This is a genomic window from Streptomyces sp. NPDC027185 (genome assembly GCF_055567035.1).
The window spans coordinates 56919-81913 of the sequence record NZ_JBVHRF010000001.1 but is presented as its reverse complement, the minus strand read 5'-3'; the positions used below and the strand labels follow the sequence as shown (position 1 = coordinate 81913).

Here is a 24995-nt window from a genome sequence, read left to right as displayed (position 1 = left end):
GGCCCGGGTGCCGGGTGACCGGTCGCGGGACGGGGCCGGCGCCGGTGCGGCGAGGCGCGCCGGGGCGCCCGGGGGCGCGCGGGCCACGGCCTGTGCTCGGGCCGGGCGGGGGCCGGGCGGGCTCGGCTCCCGCCCGGCCTCTTCGCCTCAGAGCGCCGCGCCGCCCGGCTTGATCATGCCGCGGACGGTGCGGGCGTCGACGAACTCGCCCAGGGCCGTCATCTCCCACTCGCCGGAGTACTGGCGGATGAGCTTGGCCATCAGGACGCCGGTGCGGGGCTCGGCCGAGGTCAGGTCGAAGCGGACCAGCTCCTCGCCGGTCTGCGCGTCGCTGAGGCGGCAGTACGCCTTCGCGACGTCGGTGAACTTCTGGCCGGAGAAGGAGTTCACGGTGAAGACCAGGCCGGTGACCTGCGGGGGGATCCCGCCGAGGTGGACGGTGATCACCTCGTCGTCACCGGAGCCGTCGCCGGTGAGGTTGTCGCCGGAGTGCTGGATGGCGCCGTTGAGGACGGACAGTTTGCCGAAGAAGCAGTTGTCGATCTTCTTGCGGTCGGGGCCGTACGCGATGACGGAGGCGTCCAGGTCGATGGACTTGCCGCGGAACGCGGGCTCCCAGCCCAGCCCCATCCGGACCGAGCTGAGCAGCGGGCTGCCGTTCTTGACCAGCGAGACCGTCTCGTTCTTCCGCAGGCTGACCCGGCCCTTGTCCAGGTTGACCTTGCCGGGGGCGGGCGGGGCCCCGGGTGTGACACCCGGCGGCGGGGCCAGCGGGGCGGGGGCCCCGGCCGGCGGCGCCCACTGCCCGGCGGGCGGCGCGGGGGCGGCCTGCGGCGCGGGGGCGGGCGGTGCGGCCGGAGGGGCGGCGGGGGCCGCGGGGGCGGCTGCCGGGGGCGCCGCCGGTTCCTCGACGGTGACGCCGAAGTCGGTGGCGATACCGGCCAGTCCGTCGGCGTAGCCCTGACCGACGGCGCGGACCTTCCAGGCGCCGCCCCGGCGGTAGATCTCGACGACGACCAGCGCGGTCTCCGGGCCGAGGCCGGGCGGGGTGAAGGAGGCGAGGACGGCGCCGCTGTCCGCGTCGCGCACGGTGCCGGTCGGCTCCGTACCGGCGAAGGTGGCGCCGGGGGCGTCCGGGCTCGCGGTGACGACGATCTTCTCGATCTCCGCGGGGATCGCGGTGGTGTCGACGGTGATGGTGTCACCGCCGCCGGGCGCCCCGGCGGCGTGGGTCACCCCGGGGCCGCCGCTGGGCTGGTTGTAGAAGACGAAGTCGTCGTCGGAGCGCACCTTGCCTGCGGCGGTGAGCAACAGGCCCGAGACGTCCAGCCGTACGGGGGCGGTGACGTCCACCGCCACCCGCGCGGCGCCGAGCGGGAGATTCGAGCCAGGAGTCATTGCGGTCATGCCAGCAGTAACGAACGGCTCGCTTTTGCGGTTCCATTACCCGCCCCGCCCGGGGGAGCGCGGTTGTGCGGGCCCCGCCGGACGTGTTCCGGCGGGGCGGGCGGTCAGCGGCGTTCGCGGGAGTTGCCGAAGAGCAGCCGGTAGAGGATGAGCAGGACGAGGGAGCCGGCGACGGCCGCGACCCAGGTGGACAGGTCGAAGATGTCCTTCGGTATGGGACGGTCCAGGATCTTGACGGACAGCCAGCCGCCGACGAACGACCCGACGATGCCGGTGAGCGTGGTGCCCACCAGCCCGCCCGGGTCCCGTCCCGGCAGCAGGATCTTGGCGATGACGCCCGCGATCAGCCCCAGGACGATCCAGCTGACGATTCCCATGGTGTGTTTCCTCGTTCCTGCGCGCCGTGGCGCCGGTGTGACGTGCGGTTTCGGTATCTGACGTGCCGCCCTCAAGGACGCCGTGGAGGGCCCGCGAGTTCCCTCCGGCGGCGGACCGGGCAGGCCGAGGACCCGACCGTACGGCGTGCCCGGGTCAGTGCTGCCAGCGGGGCGGGTCGGTGCAGAACGCGCCGCCCAGGTGCGCCTGCGCCGGATCGTCCGGGTCCAGTTCCCCCTGGGCCGCGATGAGCGCCGCCGCGTACGGCTCGGAGTCGTCCTGCGGCTCGTACCCCAGGGCGCGGGCGGTCGACAGGTCCCACCACAGGCGGGTGTTGGCGGACGAGCCGTAGGCGACGGTGTGGCCGACGTTCTCGGCGGTGAGGGCGGCGTGCAGCAGCCGGGCGCAGTCCGCCGGGCTCAGCCAGATCGACAGCATCCGCACGGAGGTCGGCTCGGGGAAGCAGGAGCCGATGCGCAGCGAGACGGTCTCGATGCCGTGCCGGTCGTGGTAGAGCGAGGCGAGGTCCTCGCCGAACCCCTTGGACAGGCCGTAGAAGGTGTCCGGGCGGCGCGGGGTGCCGACGCCGATCGCGGCGGAGCCGTCCGCCGGGCGCGGGGTGTAGCCGACGGCGTGGTTGGAGGAGGCGAAGACGACGCGGGGGACGCCCTCCTCGCGGACCGCCTCGTAGAGCCGGTGGACGCCCTCGATGTTGGCCCGCAGGATCTGCTCGAACGTCGCTTCCAGGGAGATCCCGGCGAGATGGATGACCGCGTCGGTGCCGCGGACCGCCGCGCGCAGCGCCTCCCGGTCGGCGAGCGGCGCGGTGACGGCGTCGGGCGCGCCCGGTACGGGGCGCTCGTCGAAGAGGCGCAGCCGGTAGCCGTACGCGGGCAGCAGTTCGCGCATCAGGCTGCCCATGCCGCCTGCGGCGCCGGTGAGCAGGACGGTGCGGGGTGCGGGCATGGCGGATCCTCCGGCGGGAACGGTGCGGCCCCGGGGGCGACGGCGATGCGTGCGCGCGGGGTGGCGTTCAGAGGTGTGGACACGGTCGTCAGCACCGTAGGGAGCGTGATCGCCGGTGGTCAAGACGCCGAAGGCGGCGGGGTGTTCGCTGTACGGAGGGGCGGCGGCCCGTTCTCTTGACCGGCGGTCGCGGGCTGCTCTAGCGTGGCGCTGTTCAGAAATATGGACATTGGTCAGAGACGTGCACGTCGGGGGTGGTGGGCCGCCGTCCGTCCGCGACCCATCCGCAGTCCGCCGGTGCCGCGGGGCCTCGCACCGCGCCGGCGCCGCATGCCAGGGAGGGCCCGTGACCCCAGCCTCGCCGCTCGCCGACCGCCTCGACGGAGTGCTGTTCTTCCCCGTGACCACCTACGCACCCGACGGCGAGGTGGATCTGGACGCCTACCGCGCCCATGTGCGGCGCGGTGTCGAGGCCGGGGCGGGCGCCGTCTTCGCCTGCTGCGGGACGGGGGAGTTCCACGCCCTGACGCCCGAGGAGTTCGCGGCGTGCGTCGGCGCGGCCGTCGAGGAGACCGCCGGACGGGTACCGGTGGTCGCCGCGGCGGGCTACGGCACGGCGCTCGCCGTCCGCTTCGCCCGCCTCGCCCGCGAACAGGGCGCCGACGGACTGCTCGCCATGCCGCCCTACCTCGTGCGCGCCGGGCAGGACGGACTGCTGCGCCACTACCGGGCGCTGGCCGCCGCCACCGACCTGCCGGTCATCGTCTACCAGCGGGACAACGCCGTCTTCACCCCGGACACCGTCGTCGCGCTCGCCCGCACCCCGGGCATCATCGGCCTCAAGGACGGACTGGGCGACCTCGATCTGCTCCAGCGCATCATCAGCGCCGTCCGCACCGAGGCCGCCGGCTCCCGCTTCCTCTACTTCAACGGCCTGCCCACCGCCGAACTCACCGGCCCCGCCTACCTGGGGCTGGGCGTCCGCCTGTACTCCTCCGCCGTCTTCGCCTTCGCCCCCGAGATCGCCCTCGCCTTCCACCGCGCGCTCACCACCGGCGACCGGGAGACCGTCGACCGCCTCACGGACGGCTTCTACCGCCCCCTCGTCGACCTGCGCAACCAGGGCCACGGCTACGCGGTCTCGCTGGTCAAGGCGGGCGTCGGACTGCGCGGACCGGACGCGGGCGAGGTCCGGCCGCCGCTCGCCCCGCCGGATCCCCGGCACGTCGAGGAGTTGCGAGCCCTGCTCGACCACGGACTCACCCTGCTCCCCGGTACGGACGGCCCGGCGGGCCGCGCCTGATGCGTGCCGCCGCCTTCCTCTACCCCTGGGACGTGGTCGGCGACCCCGGGGCCGCGCCCCGCCTCGCCGCGCTGGGCATCCGTCAGGTCACCCTGGCCGCCGCCTACCACTCCACTCGCGCCCTGACCCCGCGCCACCCCCGCCACCGCGTGGTCACCGCCCGCCACGCAGCCGTCCTCTACCCGCCCGACCCGCGGCGCTGGGCCGACCGGGCGCTGCGCCCCGCCGTCCAGGACTGGATGCCGGAGCCCGATCCGTACGGCGCGGCCGCGGCGGCGCTGGCGGACGCCGGGATCGAGGTGCACAGCTGGGTCGTCCTCGCCCACAACTCCCGCCTGGGCGAGGAACATCCGGACACCTCCGTCCGCAACGCCTACGGCGACCGCTACCCCTGGGCGCCGTGCATCGCCCGCCCCGAGGTCCGCGACCACCTCGTCACCCTCGCCGCCGAGGCCGCCGTACGGCCCGGCGCGCACGGCACCGAGCTGGAGTCCTGCGGCTGGTACGGCATGGCCCATCTGCACGCCCACGACAAGACCGGCGGCGTGCCGCTCACCGGCGCCGCGCAGTACCTGATGTCGCTCTGCTTCTGTACGGAGTGCCGCCACGGGTACGCCGGACTGGGGCTGGACGCCGACGAGTTGGGCGCGGCGGTGCGCCGGGCGCTGGAGCCGGTGTGGTCCGGCGCGGAGCGGCCCGCCGCGGTGGACCGGGCGGGGGAGTGGGCCGCCGTCGAGGCGCTGCTCGGCGCCGACCGGGCCGCCGTGGTCCGGGGCTGGCGGGCGCGGGCGGCCGGGGGGCTGCGGCGGGCCGCCGTCGCCGCCGTCCGGGAGGCAGCAGCCCCCGGCTTCCGGGTGCTGCTGCACGCCGATCCCGCCGCGCACCGCTGCGGCGCCAACGCCGGCGTCGATCCGGCGGGGGTGTTCGGGTACGCCGACGGGGTGGTGGTGCCGTGCGGTCCGGACGCGGCGCAGCGGGCCGGTGCGCTCGGACCGTTCGCTGCCGCACCCGGCGCGGCCGGTGCGACCCTCGCCGCCAACTTTCCCGTCGTCTCCGGGATGGGCGGCAGCCCCGCCACCCTCGCCGCGGACGCCGCGCACGCCGCGGAGCTGGGCGCCGGTGAGCTGCGGCTCTACCACGCGGGCCTGGCGAGCGACGCGGATCTGGCCGCCGTCGGCACCGCCCTCGAAGCGCTGGCCGCGCGCTGACGAACGGTTGACCGGGGCGGCTCCCGCGGGCCGCCCCGGCCGTCTGTGACCCCCCTGGAGGGTGGCTATCCGGCGCCCGCGAGAGGGACGGAAACCCTCCCGCGCCCGGCGTCCCCGCAGGTCAGCAGGGGTCTCACCGGCCGGGAGGCGGTGGCCGGCGCCCCGCCGTCCCCCTCGGACGCGACCGCGTCGGCGGTGAGGAGCGCGATACGGCCGTCCGCCCGGCGTACCGCGGCGCCGGCGCGCGGCGCCGGTGCGGCCGGAGCGCGCCAGGCGGCGGGTCCGGTGGCGCGTCCGGGGACGGCGGTGGCGCCCGGACAGCGGGGCGGGACGCCGTCGCGGTACCGGCCCGCGGGCGGCACCGGGAGCGGGCCGCCGCGGCCGGGCCCGGACGGCGCGCCGTCGGTCCCGGCGGCCGGTACCCGGAGCCGGAGGGGCGGCGGCGCCGTCTCCCGGGCAGCCGAGCGCGCCGCCGGGCCGCCGAGCCCTTGGGCGGCGAGCGGCCGGTGCGGCGTCGTGGTCCGGGCGCCGACGGATATCAGCCACCCCCCGGTGCCCACCGCGGCGAGCGCCAGGAGCAGCGTGCCGCTCCCCGCCCTCCCGCGCCGCCGCCTTCCGGGTGCGGCCCCGGGCGCGCCGGACATCTCAGGCCCGCCCAGCGGTGCGGCGGAACGGTCCGGGGACACCGGCGGGGCACCCCGGGACGGGCGGGCGGCGCGCGGCGGCGGCACGCCCCGGGCCGGTGGCGGCCGGCGCGGTACCGGTGCGCGGGCGGGTGGCGTACACGACGAAACCTCCGTGCGGTACGGACGCGGCGCCCTCGCGCCGCCGGACTTTCCGTACCTGCTGCTTCGAGATAAACCGCCCGGCGCGCCGCGAGCCTGCTGACGTCTTGTCAGAACGCCCCCGACCGACCGGCACACCAGCCGCCGAATTCGCGATCTTCGCAGGTCGGACGGCGTGTCACGGCGTGTCGGGCCCGCCCGGGGCGCGCTGGGGTGAACGGGTGAGCAGCCGCGGCCCGCTCACCGCTCGGCCCGCAGGTGGCACGGCGTGGCGCGGCCACGGCGGCGGCCGGCCGGGCTCAGAGGCGGCGGGTCGCCAGCAGCAGCCGGTCGCGGGCGTCGAAGAGCGTGTCCTTGAGCAGCTGCTCGTGATCGGGCGTCAGCCGCGCCACCGGCACCGAGCAGCTGATCGCGTCGCGCGCCGGGGAGCGGTAGGGGATCGCGATGCCGAAGCACCGCAGCCCCAGCGTGTTCTCCTCGCGGTCGACCGCGTACCCCTGCTCGCGGACCGTGTGCAACTCCTCGATCAGCTGCTCGCGGTCGGTGAGGGTGTGCTCGGTCAGCGCCGTCAGCTTCGCCGGGAGCAGCTCGCGGACCTGCTCGTCGGAGTAGGTGGCCAGCAGCGCCTTGCCCAGCGAGGTGGAGTGCGCGGGCAGCCGCCGTCCGACCCGGGTGAACGGCCGCAGGTAGTGCTGGGACTGACGGGTCGCGAGATAGACGACGTCGACGCCGTCCAGCCGCGCGAGGTGGATGGTCTCGGTGGTGTCGTCCGAGAGCCGGTCCAGCGTCGGCCGGGCCGCGGCGACCACGTCGTCACCGTCGATGTACGCCGTGCCGACCAGCAGCGCGCGCACCCCGATGCCGTACCGCGTACCGGTCGCGTCGGTCTCCACCCAGCCCAGCTCGACGAGGGTGCGCAGCAGCATGTAGAGGCTGGACTTGGGGTAGCCGACGGCCTCCTGGACGGTGGCGAGGCTGTGCATACCGGGGCGGCCCGCGAAGTACTCCAGCAGTTCCACCGTCCGTACCGCGGACTTGACCTGCGCTCCACCCGTCTCCGCAGCTGACATCGCCCTTGACCCCTCTGATCGGCCCGCCCTAGAGTCCCAGAGGTTCAGCATCCGGGACGCCGTTCACCATATCGAACGGCCTCCGGCCTGCGGCAAGAGTTGCGCTCGGGAGGAATACGCGGTGACCACAGCGGCGGCAGCACCAGTCTGGAGTGTCGACCCCCGAACCGGGAAGCGGCGCGAACAGGTCGCGGTGGAGGCCACCGCCGCCGAGGTGGACACGGCGGTCCGCGCCGCCCGCGCCGCCCTCCCGGCCCTCGCCGACCGCACCGCCCGCGCCGCCCTGCTGCGCCGCGCCGCCGATCTGCTCGACGGCGCCGGCACCCGCGTCATCGAGGCGGCCGACGCCGAGACCGCGCTCGGCCCCGGCCGCCTCACCGGCGAACTGGCCCGCACCACCTACCAGCTGCGCGCCTGCGCCGACGCCGTCGACGAGGGCGCCTTCCTCGACGTACGGATCGACCACGCCGACCCGTCGCTCACCCCGCCCCGCCCCGACCTGCGGCGCCACAAGATCCCGCTGGGCCCGGTCGCGGTCTACGCGGCCAGCAACTTCCCGCTCGCCTTCTCGGTCCCCGGCGGCGACACCGCCAGCGCCCTGGCGGCCGGCTGCCCGGTCGTCGTCAAGGCCCACCCCGACCACCCGGCCACCTCCGAACTGGTCGCCGCCCTGCTGCGCCGGGCCGCCGCCGACACCGGGCTGCCCGAGGGCGTCGTCGGACTGGTCCACGGCTTCGACGCCGGGGTGGAACTGGTCCGCCACCCGCTGATCGCCGCCGCCGGGTTCACCGGCTCGGTCCGCGGCGGCCGTGCCCTCTTCGACGCGGCGGCGGCCCGCCCGCACCCCATCCCCTTCCACGGCGAACTGGGCAGCCTCAACCCCGTCGTCGTCACCGGGGCGGCGGCCGCGGAGCGCGCCGAGGAGATCGGCGCCGGGCTCGCCGCGTCGGTGACGCTCGGCACCGGCCAGTTCTGCGTCAAGCCCGGCCTCGTCCTCGTCCCCGAGGGCCCGGACGGCGACCGGCTGCTGACCGCGCTCACCGCCGCCGTCAGCGACACCGAGGCGGGCGTCCTCCTCGACCACCGGATGCGGGACGCGTTCATCGACGGGGTCCGCGCCCGCGCCCAGCTGCCCGGCGTCGAGGCGCCGGTGACGCCCGGCGCGGGCGGCGAACACACCGTCGGCGCCGGATTCCTGACGGTGCCCGCCGCCCGCGTCCTCGACGACCCGGCCGCCTACGACCTGCTGCTTCAGGAGTGCTTCGGCCCGGTGACCGTCGTCGTCCGCCACACCGGTGACGACGCGGTCGGCGCGGTCCTCGCCCAGCTGCCCGGCAACCTCACCGCCACCCTCCACCTCTCCGCCGAGGAAGGCGCGGGCACGGACCCGGCGGGCCGCGGCGCCCGGCTGCTCGCCGAGGCCACCGCGCTCGCCGGACGCGTCGTCGTCAACGGCTGGCCCACCGGCGTCGCGGTCGCCCCCGCCCAGCACCACGGCGGCCCCTACCCGGCCTCCACCTCCACCGCCACCTCGGTCGGCGCCACCGCGATCGAACGCTGGCTGCGCCCGGTCGCCTACCAGGACACCCCGCCGGCGCTCCTGCCGCCCGAACTCCGCGACGGCAACCCGCTCGGCCTGCCCCGCCGGGTGGACGGGCGGACGGAGCGGAGCTGACGGGCGCCCGGTGAACGCCGAGAGGGACGCGCGGCCCGAGGGCCGCCGCGCCGGTGCCCGGCTCCGGCCGGTGGCCGCCCGGCGCGCTCCGGCGGCGCGTGTCCCGGCCGGGCCCGCGCGGTGACCCCCGCCGGCATCGGCGCCGTGACCGTCCGCGCGGGCGGCCCCGGGGATCTGGGACCCGTCACCGCGCTGCACGCCCGCGCCCGCGCCGCGTACGACCGGGCCCGCCACCCCGGAAGCGCCACCGGCCCGGACCCGCACCGCCCGGCCGCCGACCGGGACTGGCGGTACGCGCTGGCCGGGCCGGGCGCCCGGATGCTCTGCGCCGAGCGGGACGGTGCCGTCGTCGGCGCCGCCTGCCACGGACCGGCCGCCGCGCCCGGCACCGTCACCCTCCACCAGCTCCAGGTCGATCCCGCCCACTGGGGCACCGGCGTCGGCCACGCCCTGCACTCGGCGTGCCTGCGGGCCTGGCGGGCGGCCGGGCACACCGCAGCCACCTTGGACGTGGTGTGGCACAACCGCCGCGCCCGTGCCTTCTACACCGCCCGCGGCTGGTACCCCGACCCGTCCCGGGGAGCCGCCCCGGACGCCACCCACCTCAGGCTGGCGCTGCTGCTGGACGACGTACCGCGGCCCCGGCAGGCGCGTCCGGACGCCCTGTCGCCGGGCCGGAACCGGTAGGCCGCGGGCCGTACCGGGCCCCGCCGTACCGTCCAAGATCACCCGGTACAGAATGGGCCCTATGCCGATATCGCACCCGCTGTCGACGGCCACCCCCGACGACGCCCCGCTGATCAGCCGGACCCTGGTCCGCGCCTTCGACGACGACCCGATGATGCGCTGGTTCTTCCCCGACGACGCCACCCGCGAGGCGTCGCTGGGCCGCTACTTCACCACGCTCTTCACCCGGCAGTACGTCCACGCCGGGGTGTGCGAGCACACCGGTGCGGCGGTGTCGTTCTGGGTGCCGCCGGAGGCACAGGACCGGGCCGTGCCCGACGCGGCGACCATCGCGGAGCTGACGGCCATCCTCGGCGACCGGGCGGACCTCTTCGGCGAGGCGGTCGAGGCCGCCGCCGCGTACACGCCCGCCGAGCCGCACTGGTCCCTGGCGCTCCTCGGCGCCGACCCGGCCGTCCAGGGCCGGGGCCACGGCGCCGCCCTGCTCCGCTCCGGCCTGGCCAAGGCCGACGCGGCCGGCCGGCCCGCCTACCTCGAATCCTCGAAGCCGGCCAACATCCCCGTCTACGAACACTTCGGGTTCACCGTCCGCGACGAACTGCGCCTGCCCGGCGGCGGCCCCGTCCTGTGGACGATGTGGCGGGAGCCGGCGGCTTAGACATCCGTTTCCGGCGCGTTGCGCGGGCGCGCCGGAATTCCGTGGGAGCTGCTCCCGGCCCGGAATAACCTGCCCGCCGTCCGGGTTCTCCCCGTGCCCGCCCCGTACGAGGAAAGAAACCCCATGCGCGTCGAAATCTGGTCCGACATCGCCTGCCCCTGGTGCTACATAGGCAAGGCCCGCTTCGAGGCGGGGCTCGCCGCGTTCGCGCACCGGGACGGCGTCGAGGTGGTGCACCGCTCCTTCGAGCTGGACCCGGACGCGCCCGCGCCCACCGACGTGCCGGTGCTGGAGATGCTGGCGGCCAAGTACGGCGTCAGCCAGGAGCAGGCCGAGGCGATGGAGGCACGGGTCGCCGAGGCGGCACGCGGCGAGGGCCTGGGCTACCGCTCGGACCGTGTTCACGGCAACACCTTCGACCTCCACCGGCTGCTCCACCTCGCCAAGGCCCACGGGGTGCAGGACGCCCTGCTCGGCGCGTTCTACCGTGCCAACTTCGCCGAGGCCCGCCCGCTCGGCGACCGGGACACCCTGGTCGCCCTCGCCGCCGGGGCCGGCGTCCCCGCCGAGGAGGCCGCCCGGGTGCTGGCCGACCCGGACTCCTACGCCGACGCGGTGCGCGCCGACGAACGCGAGGCGGCCCGACTGGGCGCCACGGGCGTCCCGTTCTTCGTCATCGACCGCCGCTACGGCATCTCCGGAGGCCAGCCCGCCGAGGTCTTCCGCCAGGCCCTGGAGCGCGCCCACGAGGAGAGCGCGATCCAGGTGCTACCGAGCGGGAACGCCGGTGTCTGCGGGGACGACGGGTGCGCGGTGCCCACCGCGTAGCCACACGGAGGGGCGCCGCCGGCCGGAGCCGCCATGGACGCGGCGTCCCCGGCGGCGCACAGTGGTGCCATGCAGCGACACGACTCACTCGGCGGAGCCGAGTTCGCGCCCGGGACCCCGTACCTCAACACCGCCTCCGGCGGGCTGCTCCCGGCCCGTTCGCGGGCCGCCCTGGGCGCGGCGATCGAGGAGGCCGCCACGTACGGCACGATGGGCCGCGACTACTTCGGACCGGCCGAGGAGGCCCGGCGGGGGTTCGCCCGGCTGCTGGGGATCCCGGCCGAGCGGGTCGCCGTCGGCAGTTCCGTGGCCGTGCACTCCGCGTTCGTCGCCACCACCCTGGAGCCGGGCGCGGAGGTCCTGGTCCCCGAGGGCGACTTCAGCTCGCTGGTCAACCCGCTCGCCGCCGTCCCCGGCGTCACCTTCCGCACCGCGCCGCTCGACGCGCTCGCCGACGCGGTACGGCCCACCACCTCGCTGGTCGCGTTCAGCGCCGTGCAGTCGCTCGACGGACGGATCGCCGACCTCGACGCGGTCCGCGCCGCCGCCCGCGCGCACGGCGCCCGTACCTACCTCGACGTCACCCAGGCCGCGGGCTGGCTGCCGCTGCGCCCCGCAGGCTTCGACCATGTCGTCTGCGGCGCCTTCAAATGGCTGCTCTGCCCGCGTGGCACCACCTTCCTGGCGTTCGGTGACGGCTCCCTCGGCGAGGCCGGACCGCCCGCCCGGCACGCCGGATGGGTCGCGGGCGAGGACCCGGCGAAGTCCTGCTACGGCACGGTCACCCACCCCGCCACCACCGCCCGCCGCTACGACGAACCGCACGCCCTGCTCTCCTACGTGGGCGCCGCCGCCTCCCTCGCGCTGCTCGGCGAGATCGGCGTGCCCGCGGTGCACGCTCACAACACCGCGCTGGCCGACCGCTTCCGCGCCGGGCTGACCGCCCGCGGCCTCACTCCCCGCCCGGCGCCCGGCTCCGCGATCGTCTCCGTACCGGCCCCGCCCGGCGCCGCGGACCGGCTGGCCGCCGCGGGCATCCGCGTCGCGCTCCGCGGCGGTCTGCTGCGCGCCGCCTTCCACCTCTACAACGCCACCGACGACGTCGACCGGGCCCTGGCGGTCATGGGAGAGGGCTGACCGGACGAGGGCCGGGCGCGGGCACCGCCGCGCCCGGCCCTCCCGGCTCACACCTCCCCGCGCACCATCCGCAGCAGCCGGTCCAGGACCGCGCCGTCGCTCACCCGCAGGCCGTCGTGCTCCCACTCGTTGGTCACCCAGACCCGCATCCCCCGGATGCGCTCCGCCGTCGCCAGGGAGTGCGCGGTGTCGACGTACATGTCGTCGAAGTAGACCGCCGCGGCGGCCGGTACGGTGTTGGCCGCCAGTTGGGCGGTGTCGTACAGATCCGGCCAGTCACGCCGTTCGGCCAGCTCCTGGGCGGTCTCCTTGAGCGGACGCAGCGCCGGATCGGTGTCGAAGAGCCAGGGGTACATCATCTCGCCGGTGAAGTGGAGCGGCCCGTCGCCGTCCAGCACCGTGTCCACGTCGAACTGCGGATACGCCGTCAGACCGTCCCGCACCCGCTGCGCCGCCCACGCCGTCGGGCCCGGATCCACCGACCGCTGCCCGTAGATCGCCTCGTGCACCACGGCGAACAGCGGCGACGCGGCGTGCGACAGCTGCGCCCGGACGCCCTCCAGGAACGCGTCGCCCAACTCCCGTCCGGCCGGGCCCACCACCCACGCGTCGGCGAGCAGATGGTGCAGGACGTGCGAGCCGCTGCCGCTGCCCAGCAGCATCCCCAGCGCCTGGAACGCCCGCGGTGTCAGCGTCCCGCCGCCCGGCAGTCGCACCTCCCGCTCCCGCAGGTACCCGGCGATCTCCCGCGCCGCCGCCACGTCCTGCGGATACCGGGCGTAGTGCGCGGCGTTCTTCCGGGCCACCCGCGGATACGCCGCCCGGTAGACGTCCTCGGCGCTCACGTCGAGCCCCGGCAGCCCGCCGGTCACCAGCGCCTCGCGCAGCCCCTCGGGCGCCCGTGAGAGGTACGTGACGGTGCAGAACCCGCCGAAGCTCTGCCCCAGCACGCTCCACGGGGTGTCCGCCCCCGCCAGCCGGCGGCGGAACAACTCGGCGTCCCGCACGATCGCGTCGGCGCGGAAGTGCGCCAGGTACGCGGCCTGTTCGCGGGGCCCGCCGCGCAGCGGCAGCGTCTGCCGGTTGGCGGGCGTGGAGCGGCCGGTGCCGCGCTGGTCGAGGAGGAGGACCCGGTAGTCCTCCAGCGCCCGGCCCAGCCATGATTCCCGGCCCGGCGGACGCGGCGCGGCGTTGCCGGGGCCGCCCTGGAGGTACACCAGCCACGGCAGCGCGTCGCCCTCCCGGCCCGCGGCGACCGCCTCCCGGCCGTAGACCTCGATCCGCTCACCGCCCGGGTCGTCATGGTCCAGCGGCACGTCCAGCACATGGTCGGTCAGGGTCACCCCGGGCAGCCGGTCGACGTTCATGGCCCGTCCTCACTCCCTCTCACGGGTGCGCCCGCCACCGCCGGACGGGCCCGAACACCCTGGCCGGACCCTACGAGGTGACGGTCCGGCGGCGGATACGCGCCCCGGGAACGCACCGCGCGGCCGTCGCACGGAGCAGGCTGTGCGACGGCCGCGCGGATGCGGCGGCGGGTGACTTCAGCGCACCGGCGTGAAGTCCCGGGCGCCGATGTACTCCGGGCGCGGTATGGGCGCCGCGAACGGGTCCACCGCGGCGTTCTCCACGCTGTTGAACACGATGAAGACGTTGCTGCGCGGGTACGGCGTGATGTTGTCACCGCTGCCGTGCATCGCGTTGCAGTCGAACCACGTCGCGGAGCCCGCCTTGCCGGTGAACAGCCGGATGCCGTGCTCGTCGGCCATCCGCGTCAGCGCCGCGTCCGACGGGATCCCGGCGTCCTGCATCTGGAGGGAGCGCTTGTAGTTGTCCTTCGGCGTCTCGCCCTCGCACCCCACGAAGTGCCGGTGCGAACCCGGCATGATCATGAGGCCGCCGTTGGTGTCGAAGTTCTCGGTGAGCGCGATCGACACCGACACCGTCCGCATGCGCGGCAGTCCGTCCTCGGCGTGCCAGGTCTCGAAGTCGGAGTGCCAGTAGAAACCGGACGCGCCGAAGCCGGGCTTGACGTTGATCCGGGACTGGTGGACGTAGACGTCGGAGCCGAGGATCTGACGGGCCCGGCCCACCACGCGAGGATCGGAGACCAGCCGGGCGAACACCTCGCTGATCTTGTGCACTTCGAACACGGACCGGATGCTCTGGGACTTCGGCTCGACGATGGAGCGCGGGTTCGCGCGCATCTCCGGGTCGTTCACCAGCCGGTCCAGCTCGGTGCGGTACACCGCGACTTCTTCCGCCGTCAGCAGTTCCCCGATGGCGAAGAAGCCGTCGCGTTCGAAGTCGCTCAGCTCGGACGGCTGGAACGGGCCCGCCGTACCGGGCTGCGACCACACCACCGGGTCCTTCCGCGGGGTGATCACCTCGGAGGTGCCGCGGCTCGGGTACAGGTCGGCGGTGCGCTCGGGTGCGATGGTCATGGTGTTGCCTTCCTCTCCTCTCGTACGTGCTCCGTGGATGCCGGGGGCCGTCCGGCGGCTACCGGACGCGGGGGCGCCGTTCAGGCGTCGGCGCCGTCCTCGGTCAGCAGCGGGTAGACGCCGTTCTCGTCGTGGTCCTCACGTCCGGTGACCGGCGGGTTGAAGACACAGACGCAGCGGAAGTCCGTCTTGGGCCGCAGGGTGTGCTTCTCGTGGCCGTTGAGCAGGTACATCGTGCCCGGGGAGATCCAGTGCTTCTCGCCGGTCTCGTCGTTGGTCAGCTCGGCCTCGCCCTCCACGCACAGGACCGCCTCGATGTGGTTGGCGTACCACATCGACGTCTCGGTACCCGCGTACAGCGTGGTCTCGTGGAGGGAGAAGCCGACGCGCTCCTTGGCGAGCACGATGCGCTTGCTCTCCCAGGTGCCGGAAGCCGCCTTGACGTGGCGGTCGGTGCCCTCGATGTCCTTGAACGAGCGAACGATCACGGTGAGTCGGTGCCTTTCTGTGGAACGGTGACGAAGTGCCGGGCGCGGTGCGTGGTCAGACGCGGTCGCGGACGGCGCGGGCGAGGATCCGCAGACCCTCGTCCAGCTCTTCGGGGGTGGTCGTCAGCGCCGGGAGCAGCTTGACGACCTCGCTCTCCGGCCCGGAGGTCTCGATCAGCAGACCCAGGTCGAAGGCGCGCTTGGCGATCTTGTTGGCGAGGCTCTTGTCGCGGAACTCCATGCCCCACACGAGTCCGCGCCCGCGGTACTCGACGATGGCGTCCGGGTGCTCCTCGGCGATGGCCTTCAGGTGCGACTCGACGATCTCACCGCGGGCCAGCGTCTGCTTCTCCATCTGCCCGTCGGCCCAGTACGTGTCGAGCGTCGCGGCGGCGGTGACGAACGCCGGGTTGTTGCCGCGGAAGGTGCCGTTGTGCTCGCCCGGCTCCCACAGGTCCAGCTCCGGCTTGAACAGCGTGAGCGCGAGCGGCAGCCCGTAGCCGCTGATCGACTTCGAGACGGTGACGATGTCCGGGACGATGCCCGACTCCTCGAAGGAGAAGAACGCGCCGGTACGGCCGCAGCCCATCTGGATGTCGTCGACGATCAGCAGCATGTCCTGCCGGTCGCACAGCTCGCGCAGCGCGCGCAGCCACTCCGGGCGGGCGACGTTGATGCCGCCCTCGCCCTGGACCGTCTCGACGATGACCGCGGCGGGCTTGTTCAGCCCGGAGCCCGCGTCGTCCAGCAGCCGCTCGAACCAGAGGAAGTCCTCGGTGGCGCCGTCGAGGTAGTTGTCGAACGGCATCGGGGTGCCGTGCACCAGCGGGATACCGGCGCCCGCCCGCTTGAAGGCGTTGCCGGTCACCGCGAGGGAGCCCAGCGACATGCCGTGGAAGGCGTTGGTGAAGGACACGATCGACTCGCGGCCCTTGACCTTACGGGCCAGCTTCAGCGCCGCCTCGACGGCGTTGGTGCCCGTCGGGCCCGGGAACATGACCTTGTAGGGCAGGTCCCGCGGCCGCAGGATGATGTTCTGGAACGACTCCAGGAACGCCCGCTTCGCGGTCGTCGACATGTCCAGACCGTGGGTGACGCCGTCCCGCTCGATGTAGTCGATCAGGGCGCGTTTGAGGACCGGGTTGTTGTGGCCGTAGTTGAGCGAACCGGCGCCGGCGAAGAAGTCCAGGTAGATGTGGCCGTCCTCGTCGGTCATGCGGCTGCCCTGCGCACGGTCGAACACGGTCGGCCAGCTGCGGCAGTAGCTCCGCACCTCCGACTCGACGGTCTCGAAGACACTGAGGTCGGGCTGGGTGATGGTCACAGCATGCTCCTGGGAGATGAGTGGCGTGGGGGATTGCGAAGTCCGGGGTGCGGGCCCGTCCGGCCGGTGGCACCGGGTGCCACCGCGGGGCCCGCGGGGTGGCGCGGTCAGAGACAGGGGGCGTCGGGTGCGGTGAACGGGCCGATGAGGTGCAGGACCTCCGGCTCGTGCCCCTGCTCGGGGAAGAGCGCCGCATCGAAGAGCGGCTCGCGGCGGTGGGGCGCGCCGTGGCGCTCGGCGAACGAGGAGAAGAGCCGGTTGGACGCGGTGTTGTCCGCGGTGACCGTCGTCTCCAGACGGCTCACGCCCCGCTCCCGCGCGGTACGGGTGGTCAGCCCGTCGAGCAGGGCGGCCGCCAGGCCACGCCCGCGGTGCGCGTCGTCGACGGCCACCTGCCACACGAGCAGGGTGTCCGGACGGTCGGGGCGGATGTAGCCGGTGACGAAGGCGGCCGGCACTCCCTCGGTGTCGCGGGCGACGACGGAGGTGGCGGCGAAGTCACGGCACCACAGCAGGTAGCTGTAGGAGGAGTTCAGGTCCAGTGTCCGGGAGTCGCGGGCGATTCGCCAGATCGCGGCTCCGTCCTCCATGCGTGGGGCGTCGAGCTTGAAACCCTCCGGCAATTCCTTGATATCGCTTCGGGCACGTGCATGGTCTGCTTGTGCGGCGGTCATGGGAATTAAATTTACCGAGGGAAAAAGCAAATTGCATCGCGGGCAGGGGTTACGGGGGAGGGGGGTTTTGTGTTATCGCGCGGGGGCGCCCGAGCGCGCGGACCCCTTGCAAGATGTATGCTTTTGTACCGGAAATCTCGGACGAAGCGGACGGTGTGTGGAGTCGGTCACAGGTCCGTAACGTCCCCGAAGCGGATCTGAATTCTGGCTTCCGGCGCTAGCGAAATCTTGGCGTTTGAGGTCGGGAAAAGCGGGAAGGAGAATACGGGAAGCTGGCATCCAAAGAATTGGGAATTTGCCAGCGGAAGATTCTTCGCAAGGTTGCCTCGGACGCCCCGGGAAGAACGTTCGGGAAAGCGCCGGAGTGCATTTGCGTTCACGGAAATGAACCGGCGTGCGCCCCTTCACGCGGGCGCGCGGACGAGCCGGTGTGAGCCTGCGCATAAAGTGCCATCATGACGTCGAAGAGTGAAGGTGCGGCGCTGCACCTCAAGGGGCGGATCCTGGTCGGGCCGGACGACGTGCGCGACGAGATGTGGGTCGTCGGCGGCCGTATCACCTACGCGCGCCCGACCGCCGCCCACGAGTTCACCACCGTCGAGGGCTGGGTGCTGCCCGGTCTCGTGGACGCCCACTGCCACGTCGGACTCGACGCCCACGGCCCCGTCGACGCGGCCACCGCCGAGAAGCAGGCGCTCACCGACCGCGACGGCGGCGCGCTGCTGCTGCGCGACGCGGGCTCCCCGTCCGACACCCGCTGGATCGACGACCGCGCCGACCTGCCCCGGATCATCCGCGCCGGACGCCACATCGCCCGCACCCGCCGCTACATCCGCAACTACGCCCACGAGATCGAGCCGGACGACCTCGTCACCTACGTGGCGCGGGAGGCGCGGCGCGGTGACGGCTGGGTCAAGCTCGTCGGTGACTGGATCGACCGTTCCACCGGCGATCTGGGCTCCTGCTGGCCGCCGGGTGAGGTCGCCGCCGCCATCGCCGAGGCGCACCGGCTCGGCGCCCGCGTCACCGCCCACTGCTTCGCCGAGGAGTCCCTCGCCCCGCTGGTCGAGGCGGGTATCGACTGCGTCGAGCACGCCACCGGACTGACCGAGGAGACCATCCCGCTCTTCGCCGAACGGGGCGTGGCGATCGTCCGACGCTGGTCAACATCGCCACCTTCCCCGACCTCGCCGCCGGCGGCGAGAAGAAGTTCCCGCGCTGGGCCGACCACATGCGCCGCCTGCACGCCCGCCGCTACGACACCGTCCGCGCCGCCTACGACGCCGGGGTGCCGGTCTACGCCGGGACCGACGCGGGCGGTTCACTGGCGCACGGGCTGATCGCCCAGGAGGTCGCCGAGCTGCGCAGGGCCGGACTGCCGGCGAGGGCCGCGCTCTCCGCCACCACCTGGGGCGCCCGCGACTGGCTGGGCCGCCCCGGCCTCACCGAGGGCGCCTCCGCCGACCTGGTCGTCTACCCCGAGGACCCGCGTGCGGACGTCCGGGTGCTGGCCGCGCCCCGCCGGGTCGTCCTGCGCGGGCAGATCATCGGCTGAGCTTGGCACCGGGTGCCACAGAGGAGTGCGGGACGGCCGGGAGAGGTGGGCGCGGACGGTGAACGGTGCCGGGTGACGCGTCCGGGTGCGGACGCGGCGCGGGCGACGGGCGGTAACGGTGGTGCGGGGCGGCGGGCGCCGGGCGCCGCCGACGGCGCGGGCGCCGGGCGCCGGGCGGCACCGACAGTGCGGGGCCGGGCGCTGTGCGCACCCGGCCCCGCCGCGGTCCCGGGGCGTTCGCCCCGGATCCCTCACGCCTGCCGGGCGTCCCGCCGTCCCGTACGCGCCATCCACGCGGCGACCAGGGCGCCGGAGATGTTGTGCCACACGGAGAACACCGCGGCGGGCAGCGCGGCCGCCGGGCTGAAGTGCGCGGTGGCCAGGGACGCGGCCAGACCGGAGTTCTGCATACCGACCTCGAAGGCCATCGCCCGGCTCGCCGGACGGCCCAGCCGTGCCAGCTTGCCCGCGCCGTAGCCGAGCGCCAGGCCCAGACCGTTGTGGAGCAGTACGGCGACGATCACCAGGAGCGCCGCGTCCTTGATCGCGGCGGCGCTGCCGGAGACCACGGCGAGCACGATGGCCGCGATGGTCACGGCGGAGAGCCAGGGCAGCGCCCGCAGCACCTTGTCGACATAACGACCCGCGATCAGCCGTACCAGGAGTCCGGCCACCACCGGCAGCAGCACCGTCTTCAGGATGTCGGTGACCATCACCCCGGCGTCGACGTCCAGGAACTGCCCGGCGAGCAGCAGTGTCAGCGGCGGTGTGATCAGCGGCGCCAGGACGGTCGAGACGGTGGCGACGGAGACCGACAGCGCCACGTCGCCGCGGGCCAGGAACGTCACGACGTTGGACGCGGTGCCGCTGGGCGCGCAGCCGACCAGGATCACACCGGCCGCCAGCTGCGGCGGCAGATCCAGCACGGTGGCGATCAGCCAGCCGAGCCCCGGCATGATCACGTAGTGCGCCACCAGGCCGAGACCGACCGCCCAGGGCCGCTTGGCGACGGCGGTGAAGTCCGGCAGCGTCAGCGTCAGGCCCATCGAGAACATCACCACGCCGAGCAGCCACGGCACCGCGGGCGCCCAGCCGGTGAAGTGCGACGGCCACAGCAGCCCCACCGCGCCAGCGGCGATCACCAGCAACGGGAAGACCGTGACGGCGCGCCGGGCCGCGCGGTCGGACGAGGGCAGATCACCGTGGGCCGCGGCCGGTGCGTCACCGCCCGCCGGGGGCGCGGTGGCGCCGGTCGCGGCGGGGCGCCCGGCCGTCCCGCCGGAGGGCTCTTTCGGGGGATTCGTCTGCTCGTTCGACACGGCGGCACTGTAGCCGCCACCTCCGTGTACGGCGCAACAGATCCGGATGCTGGACGCCCGGCCCGTTCCGCGCCCCGTGCTGCCCCCTTCGCGGCGCGGATGTGTGCGCGGCGGCCGTCGGCGCACTTCTGTGGCGGCCGTGGCGGGCGGGCCCCTGGCGTTCCATGATCCGAACATGCAAGCGAAAAACACTCATACGAATGAAATCACCATTCGTGGCTGACCGTTCACCCTGTGTGCGTACAGTATGGATGGGTCGAGGTCACCGGCCGTCGCGATGTCCCCCATTGGCGCGGACGGTGGCTCCATTCCTCTGTGGGGGTTCCACACACGTGTCCACGAGTTCCACCAGTCCGTCCGGCCTGCCCGCCTCCCCGCGGACCGGCCCTGACTTCACGGCCCCGACACGTCGTCCCGCGCGCCGGCTGGCCCACGCGGCGGTCGCCACGGCGCTCGCCGCGGGCCCCGTCCTCCTCGGTGCCGCTCCGGCCCACGCCGCCGACCACGGCACCGCCGGTGCCTCCGTGCTCCGCACCGGTCTGGACGTCAGCCTGCTCAACAAGGCCGTCACGCTGCCGCTGAACGTCACCCTCAACGAGGTGCACGCCCCGGCCGACGCGAAGAAGACGGCGCTCAGCGTCGATCTGGACGGCGTCGACGGCGGCAAGCCCTTCTCGGTGCTGCGCGCGGACGTCGCCACCGCACGGGCCACCGCCGACGCGGCGAAGGCCGAGGGCTACAGCAACCTCGCGCACGCCAAGGTCAACGTCCCCGGTCTGCCGCTGCTCTCCCTCATCGAGGTCGAGAAGGTCACCTCCCGCGCCGTCTGCGCGGCGGGCGAGCGGCCCACCGCCTCCTCGAACGTGCTCGGCACCGTCAAGATCCTCGGCAAGACCGTCACGCTCACCGCGGGCGGCACCACCGAGGTCAAGGTCCCCGGTCTGGGCGAGGTCCGCCTCGACCTCTCCAAGACGCAGACCACCTCGAAGAGCGCCGCGGCCACCGCGCTCGACCTCAAGGTCGGCGTCAACCCGCTCAAGCTGAACGTCGCCGAGGTCAACGGCCGGGTCCGGCTCGCCGAGGCGAGCTGCACCACCCCCGGGACCGACCCCGGCCAGGGCACCGCGGGCGGTTCGACGACGGGCGGCTCCGGCGGCTCCTCGGACGGCGGCGCGACGACCGGCGGGCAGAACGGCGGCGCCACGACCAGCGGTTCGACGGCGGGCGGTGACGGCGGCTCGACCGGCGCCACCACCGGCGGCTCCGGCTCCGGCGGCGCGAACGGCGGCTCCGGCGGCCAGGACGGCGGCGCCTCCGGCTCCGGCGGTTCCGACCCGCGGCCCCAGGGCGGCGGCGACGGCAACCTCGCCGAGACGGGCAGCAGCTCCACCACCCCGTACCTCGCGGGCGGCGCCGTGGTGCTGCTCCTCGCGGGCGCCGGCTCCGTCGGCTACGCCCGTAAGCGCAAGGCCGCCGCGAGCGGCTGATACGACCCCGTACGCCGGGCCGGTGCCGTGGGGGCGCCGGCCCGGGGTGCGGTCCGGGCGCGGTCCGCAACCCCGTGCCCGCCAACGGTCCGTGTGCCGTCTCCCGCCCGCAGCCCGGGTGGGAGACGCCACCGGTGCCAGGGCGGGACGGACGGCGCCCGACGATGCGGGGCCGGCCAGGTGGCGGTCGGCCCCGCATCTTTCTGTCCGGCCCAGGGGAAGGCGGCGCGGCCGTGCGTCGCCGTATGAGCCGTCGCCGTACGAGCCGTCAGTTCCGGCCCGGAGCCGCCGCGTTCACCTCACCCGGCCCGGCCCGCCCGGCGCCCCGCGCTCGGGTCCTCGCCGCGGTCTCAGCCCCGGGCCGACCCGGCCTTCACCTTCGCCATCGCCTCCGCGAGGGCGGCCGTGAAGCGGTCCGTCGTGGTGCGGTCGCGGACCGCCAGACGGAGCCAGTCGGGGCCCAGGCCCGGGAACGTATCGCCGCGCCGGACCGCGAAACCGCTGGTCCGCAGGGTTTCCCGGACGGCCGCCGCGTTCGCCAGCCGGATGAGGACGAAGGGGGCCTCGGCGGGGCCGATGACCTGCACGCCGGGGAGCCGCGTCAGCCGCGTCACCAGATGGGCCCGGTCCGCCGCGGTCCGCCGCGCGGCGGCCGCCGCCTCCGCCAGCGCCGCCGGGCCGGAGCACGCCTCGGCCGCCGTCAGCGCGGGCGACGACACCGGCCACAGCGGCTGCGCCCGCGCCAGCTCCGTCACCGCTCCCGGCTCCGCCAGCAGATAGCCGATCCGCAGCCCGGCCAGCCCCCAGGTCTTCGTCAGACTGCGCAGCACCACCAGACCGGGCAGGTCCGTCCGCCCGGCCAGCGACTCCCGCTCGCCGGGCACCGCGTCCATGAACGCCTCGTCCACCACCAGCGTCCGCCCCGGGCGCGCCAGCCGGGCCAGGGTGTCCGCCGGGTGCAGCACCGACGTCGGGTTGGTCGGATTGCCGACGACGACCAGGTCCGCGCCGTCCGGGACCGCCGCCGGGTCCAGCCGGAAACCGTCCCGTTCGCGCAGGAGCACCCGCTCCACCGTGTGCCCGGCGTCCCGCAGCGCCGCCTCCGGCTCGGTGAACTGCGGATGCACCACCACCGGGCGGCGCGCCCGTACCGTCCGCGCCAGCAGCACGAACGCCTCCGCCGCACCCGACGTCAGCAACGTCCGCGCCACCGGCACGCCGTGGCGCGCCGCGACCGCGTGCCGCGCCGCCGTCCCGTCCGGGTACGCGGCGAGCGAGTCCAGCGAGGCGGTGAGCGCTGTTTTCAGCCACTCCGGGGGTGTTCCCGTGCGGACGTTGACCGCGAGATCGGTCAACGCGGCGGCGGCGCCGCGGACCTCGGCGTCGCCGTGGTGGCGCAGATCGGGTTCGGCCGCCGGACGCGGCGCGGGGTCAGCCGACGGCGACACGGCGCTCCGCCTCCGCCCGGACCGCCTCGCGGTAGCGCGCCACCACCGCGTCCGCCACCTCCGCCACCGCGCCGACCGGTTCGGCGCAGGTCACCTCGGACTCCGGGTGCGCCGCGCCCCAGCCCTCGGTCTGCAGCCGCAGCCGCTCCTGCTCGGCGCCGGGCAGCGGGAAGCACGGCAGCACCACGATGCGGCCCGGCGCGTCCGGACCGGGCACCGCCGCGCCCAGCACCCGGCAGCGCTCAAGACCCGCCGGGACGTCCGGCGCCGCGTACGACAGGAACGCCGTCTCCACCCCGGCCAGACCCCGGCCCTCCCACAGGAGCCGGGCCGCCCGCACCACCTCGGCGTTGGCGTACGGGTCCCCGGAACCGCCGCCCACCAGCAACACCGTCGTCCGGGCCCGGTCGCGCGGGCGCCGCGCACCGCCGCCGAGCGCCTCGTCCAGCCGCCGCTCCCACGCGCCCAGCAGCGCCGGGTGGCCGTCGGGGGCCCGCCCCTGGACGAGCGACAGTCCGGCATGGCGCGCGGTCGCCGCTGTCAGTTCCGCGGCCGGCCCGCGCCGTACGGGCCCCTCGGGCAGCAGCGGCACCGTGACGACCTCCGCCGCGCCCCGGGCGGCGAGCCCGTCGACCGCCTCGGCCAGCGGCAGCGCCGACGGCGCCCGCCCGGGGAAACCGGCCGCCGCCGGCACCTCGGGGCAGCGCTCGGCGACCGCGTCCAGCAGCGTGCGCAGGGCCTGCGCCCCGCCGTCGTCACGGTCGCCGTGACCGGAGATGAGCAGGGCGGGAGGGGTGGTCACAAGATCTCCTTGGGGGCCGTACGCCGGCGGGGCCGGGCCGGGTGACGAAGGGATGACGATAACCGAGGGGCGGGGCGGACCCGCGTGGTGGTGGCCGGTGGGCGCCGCGACCGCGCAGGTGGCCCGCGACGGTCCCGCGGACGGTGCCGACTTGCGTTTGCCGACGAGCAGTTGGGCACCGGGTCCGGCCGCCCGCAGCGCCGCCGCCTCGGCCACGCTGGGCGTCCCGACGGCCGCCAGCGCCGCCGCCGAACCACCGCTCGGCACCCGCACACCGGACAGCTCCCTGGCCGAAAACGTATGCAGGGTGACGCCCAGCCGCCGGGCCGCGCCGGTCAGTCCCGGTTCGGCCGCCTTCGCCTCGACGGTGGCCAGCGCGGCCACCGCCCCGCCCGCCTCCGCCAGCGCGGCGCGGACCAGCGTCAGCACTTCCTCCTCCGGGACGCCGCGCGCCGCGCCGACGCCCACGTACCGCGGGGCGTCCGGGGCCGTCACCGGGCGTCCGCCGGGCGGCGCGCGGAGGTGCGGGGAGCGCGGCGCGTCAGTAGGAAGGGGGCAGAGCCGGGGGCGAACCGGCGGGAAGGGGTGCGGCGGTGCCGGTCCTCATCGCGTGCGGCGCGGTCCTGATGACGCTGCTGGGCGGCTGGGTCGCCCAGCGCGTCACCGACCGCCGCCACCTCGTGCTCGGACTGGCGGGCGGACTGATGCTCGGCGTCGTCGGCCTCGATCTGCTGCCGGAGGCGCTTCACGCCGCCGGGCGCCCGGTCTTCGGCGTCCCGCTCGCGCTGCTCTGCTTCGTCCTCGGCTTCCTCGCCGCCCACGCCCTGGAGCGCCTCCTCGCGGTGCGGCGCGCCGCCCGCGGCAGCGGTCCGCCGGGCGCCGCCGGGGCCGTCGCGCCGAACGGCGGCCGTGTCCCGCAGGTGGGGCTGACCGCCGCCACCGCGATGGTGCTGCACAGCGTCATGGACGGTTTCGCCATCGGCCTCGCCTTCCAGGCGGGCCATGGTATGGCCACAGCGGTGGCGCTCGCCGTCATCGCCCACGACTTCGCCGACGGCTTCAACACGTACACGATCACCAGCCTGTACGGGAACGCCCGGCACCGGGCGCTGCTGATGCTGGGCGCGGACGCGGTGGCGCCGCTGGTGGGGGCGGCGGCGACCCTGTTCGTCACCCTTCCGGAGCAGTGGCTCGGCGGCTATCTCGGGTTCTTCGGCGGCATCCTGCTCTACCTGGCGACCTCCGGGATCCTGCCCGAGGCCCACCACGACCACCCGGTGCTGCCCACCCTGGCCTGCACGGTCGCCGGGGCGGGCGCGATCTGGCTGGTCGTCGGCCTCGCGGGCTGACCGGCC

At 74.9% G+C, this 24995-nt stretch carries 21 protein-coding genes and 1 pseudogene; 10 read left to right on the top strand and 12 right to left on the bottom strand.

Going from position 1 to position 24995, the window contains the following annotated elements; all coding sequences use genetic code 11:
* Window positions 1–147 precede the first annotated feature (147 nt).
* The 3 genes from ACZ4M8_RS00390 to ACZ4M8_RS00380 form a co-directional block, all read right to left on the bottom strand.
* Window positions 148–1398: a TerD family protein gene (locus tag ACZ4M8_RS00390; protein WP_467603411.1), complete on the bottom strand. Its 1251-nt coding sequence runs from the start codon at window positions 1396–1398 to the stop codon at window positions 148–150.
* A gap of 113 nt (window positions 1399–1511) precedes the next feature.
* Window positions 1512–1784 (bottom strand): GlsB/YeaQ/YmgE family stress response membrane protein, encoded by a 273-nt coding sequence (locus ACZ4M8_RS00385; RefSeq protein ID WP_399092738.1) that lies wholly within the window; start codon window positions 1782–1784, stop codon window positions 1512–1514.
* Window positions 1785–1938: 154 nt separating this feature from the next.
* Window positions 1939–2748 (bottom strand): NAD-dependent epimerase/dehydratase family protein, encoded by an 810-nt coding sequence (locus ACZ4M8_RS00380; protein ID WP_467601938.1) that lies wholly within the window; start codon window positions 2746–2748, stop codon window positions 1939–1941.
* Between the two features lie 346 nt (window positions 2749–3094).
* On the opposite strand from ACZ4M8_RS00380, the gene ACZ4M8_RS00375 reads away from it, so the two are divergent.
* Window positions 3095–4051, top strand: a complete 957-nt coding sequence (locus ACZ4M8_RS00375) for a 5-dehydro-4-deoxyglucarate dehydratase (protein WP_467601935.1) — start codon at window positions 3095–3097, stop codon at window positions 4049–4051.
* Window positions 4051–5259, top strand: a complete 1209-nt coding sequence (locus ACZ4M8_RS00370) for a hypothetical protein (RefSeq protein WP_467601932.1) — start codon at window positions 4051–4053, stop codon at window positions 5257–5259. The genes ACZ4M8_RS00375 and ACZ4M8_RS00370 overlap by 1 nt, the downstream gene beginning before the upstream one ends.
* Window positions 5260–6343: 1084 nt before the next feature.
* Here ACZ4M8_RS00370 and ACZ4M8_RS00365 read toward each other — a convergent pair.
* On the bottom strand, window positions 6344–7114 hold the full coding sequence (locus ACZ4M8_RS00365; protein ID WP_467601929.1) for an IclR family transcriptional regulator: 771 nt from the start codon (window positions 7112–7114) through the stop codon (window positions 6344–6346).
* Between the two features lie 121 nt (window positions 7115–7235).
* Between ACZ4M8_RS00365 and ACZ4M8_RS00360 the strand changes: the two genes are divergently transcribed.
* The 5 genes from ACZ4M8_RS00360 to ACZ4M8_RS00340 all read left to right on the top strand — a co-directional run bounded on the left by ACZ4M8_RS00360 (window position 7236) and on the right by ACZ4M8_RS00340 (window position 12099).
* The gene (locus ACZ4M8_RS00360; RefSeq protein ID WP_467601926.1) at window positions 7236–8789 is read left to right on the top strand and encodes an aldehyde dehydrogenase (NADP(+)); all 1554 of its coding nucleotides are present in this window, start codon (window positions 7236–7238) and stop codon (window positions 8787–8789) included.
* A gap of 144 nt (window positions 8790–8933) precedes the next feature.
* Window positions 8934–9476 carry a GNAT family N-acetyltransferase gene (locus tag ACZ4M8_RS00355; RefSeq protein ID WP_467601924.1) on the top strand — a complete coding sequence of 181 codons (543 nt, stop codon included), beginning with the start codon at window positions 8934–8936 and terminating at the stop codon, window positions 9474–9476.
* 61 nt (window positions 9477–9537) lie between these two features.
* Window positions 9538–10134, top strand: coding sequence for a GNAT family N-acetyltransferase (locus ACZ4M8_RS00350; protein WP_467601921.1), 597 nt, complete (start codon window positions 9538–9540; stop codon window positions 10132–10134).
* Window positions 10135–10257: 123 nt separating this feature from the next.
* Entirely contained in the window at window positions 10258–10962 is a 705-nt protein-coding gene (locus ACZ4M8_RS00345) for a DsbA family oxidoreductase (RefSeq protein ID WP_467601918.1), read from the top strand.
* Window positions 10963–11031: 69 nt separating this feature from the next.
* Window positions 11032–12099 (top strand): aminotransferase class V-fold PLP-dependent enzyme, encoded by a 1068-nt coding sequence (locus ACZ4M8_RS00340; RefSeq protein WP_467601915.1) that lies wholly within the window; start codon window positions 11032–11034, stop codon window positions 12097–12099.
* Between the two features lie 47 nt (window positions 12100–12146).
* On the opposite strand, the gene ACZ4M8_RS00335 is transcribed toward ACZ4M8_RS00340, so the two are convergent.
* From ACZ4M8_RS00335 to ectA, 5 genes are all read right to left on the bottom strand, one after another.
* On the bottom strand, window positions 12147–13466 hold the full coding sequence (locus ACZ4M8_RS00335) for an alpha/beta fold hydrolase (RefSeq protein ID WP_467601912.1): 1320 nt from the start codon (window positions 13464–13466) through the stop codon (window positions 12147–12149).
* Window positions 13467–13643: 177 nt separating this feature from the next.
* Window positions 13644–14543 carry an ectoine hydroxylase gene (thpD, locus tag ACZ4M8_RS00330; protein WP_467601909.1) on the bottom strand — a complete coding sequence of 300 codons (900 nt, stop codon included), beginning with the start codon at window positions 14541–14543 and terminating at the stop codon, window positions 13644–13646.
* An 80-nt stretch (window positions 14544–14623) separates the two neighbouring features.
* The gene (locus tag ACZ4M8_RS00325) at window positions 14624–15031 is read right to left on the bottom strand and encodes an ectoine synthase (protein ID WP_399092777.1); all 408 of its coding nucleotides are present in this window, start codon (window positions 15029–15031) and stop codon (window positions 14624–14626) included.
* Window positions 15032–15086: 55 nt separating this feature from the next.
* Window positions 15087–16355, bottom strand: coding sequence for a diaminobutyrate--2-oxoglutarate transaminase (gene ectB / locus ACZ4M8_RS00320; protein ID WP_467601906.1), 1269 nt, complete (start codon window positions 16353–16355; stop codon window positions 15087–15089).
* A gap of 107 nt (window positions 16356–16462) precedes the next feature.
* Entirely contained in the window at window positions 16463–17029 is a 567-nt protein-coding gene (ectA, locus tag ACZ4M8_RS00315; protein ID WP_467601903.1) for a diaminobutyrate acetyltransferase, read from the bottom strand.
* A gap of 455 nt (window positions 17030–17484) precedes the next feature.
* On the opposite strand from ectA, the pseudogene ACZ4M8_RS00310 reads away from it, so the two are divergent.
* A pseudogene (locus ACZ4M8_RS00310) lies at window positions 17485–18584 on the top strand (amidohydrolase family protein).
* A gap of 251 nt (window positions 18585–18835) precedes the next feature.
* On the opposite strand, the gene ACZ4M8_RS00305 reads toward ACZ4M8_RS00310, so the two are convergent.
* The gene (locus ACZ4M8_RS00305; protein WP_467603410.1) at window positions 18836–19780 is read right to left on the bottom strand and encodes a bile acid:sodium symporter family protein; all 945 of its coding nucleotides are present in this window, start codon (window positions 19778–19780) and stop codon (window positions 18836–18838) included.
* Between the two features lie 548 nt (window positions 19781–20328).
* On the opposite strand from ACZ4M8_RS00305, the gene ACZ4M8_RS00300 reads away from it, so the two are divergent.
* Window positions 20329–21390 carry an SCO1860 family LAETG-anchored protein gene (locus tag ACZ4M8_RS00300; protein ID WP_467603408.1) on the top strand — a complete coding sequence of 354 codons (1062 nt, stop codon included), beginning with the start codon at window positions 20329–20331 and terminating at the stop codon, window positions 21388–21390.
* Window positions 21391–21740: 350 nt separating this feature from the next.
* Here ACZ4M8_RS00300 and cobC read toward each other — a convergent pair whose 3' ends face one another.
* Together cobC and ACZ4M8_RS00290 are read right to left on the bottom strand one after the other, a co-directional pair.
* Window positions 21741–22838 (bottom strand): Rv2231c family pyridoxal phosphate-dependent protein CobC, encoded by a 1098-nt coding sequence (gene cobC, locus ACZ4M8_RS00295; protein WP_467601900.1) that lies wholly within the window; start codon window positions 22836–22838, stop codon window positions 21741–21743.
* A complete protein-coding gene (locus ACZ4M8_RS00290) occupies window positions 22822–24135 on the bottom strand; it encodes a sirohydrochlorin chelatase (RefSeq protein WP_467601897.1) in 1314 nt (437 codons plus the stop codon). Before ACZ4M8_RS00290 ends, cobC begins: the two co-directional genes overlap by 17 nt.
* Before the next feature lie 131 nt (window positions 24136–24266).
* Between ACZ4M8_RS00290 and ACZ4M8_RS00285 the strand changes: the two genes are divergently transcribed.
* Window positions 24267–24989, top strand: coding sequence for a ZIP family metal transporter (locus ACZ4M8_RS00285; RefSeq protein WP_467603407.1), 723 nt, complete (start codon window positions 24267–24269; stop codon window positions 24987–24989).
* The last annotated feature ends 6 nt before the right edge of the window (window positions 24990–24995 follow it).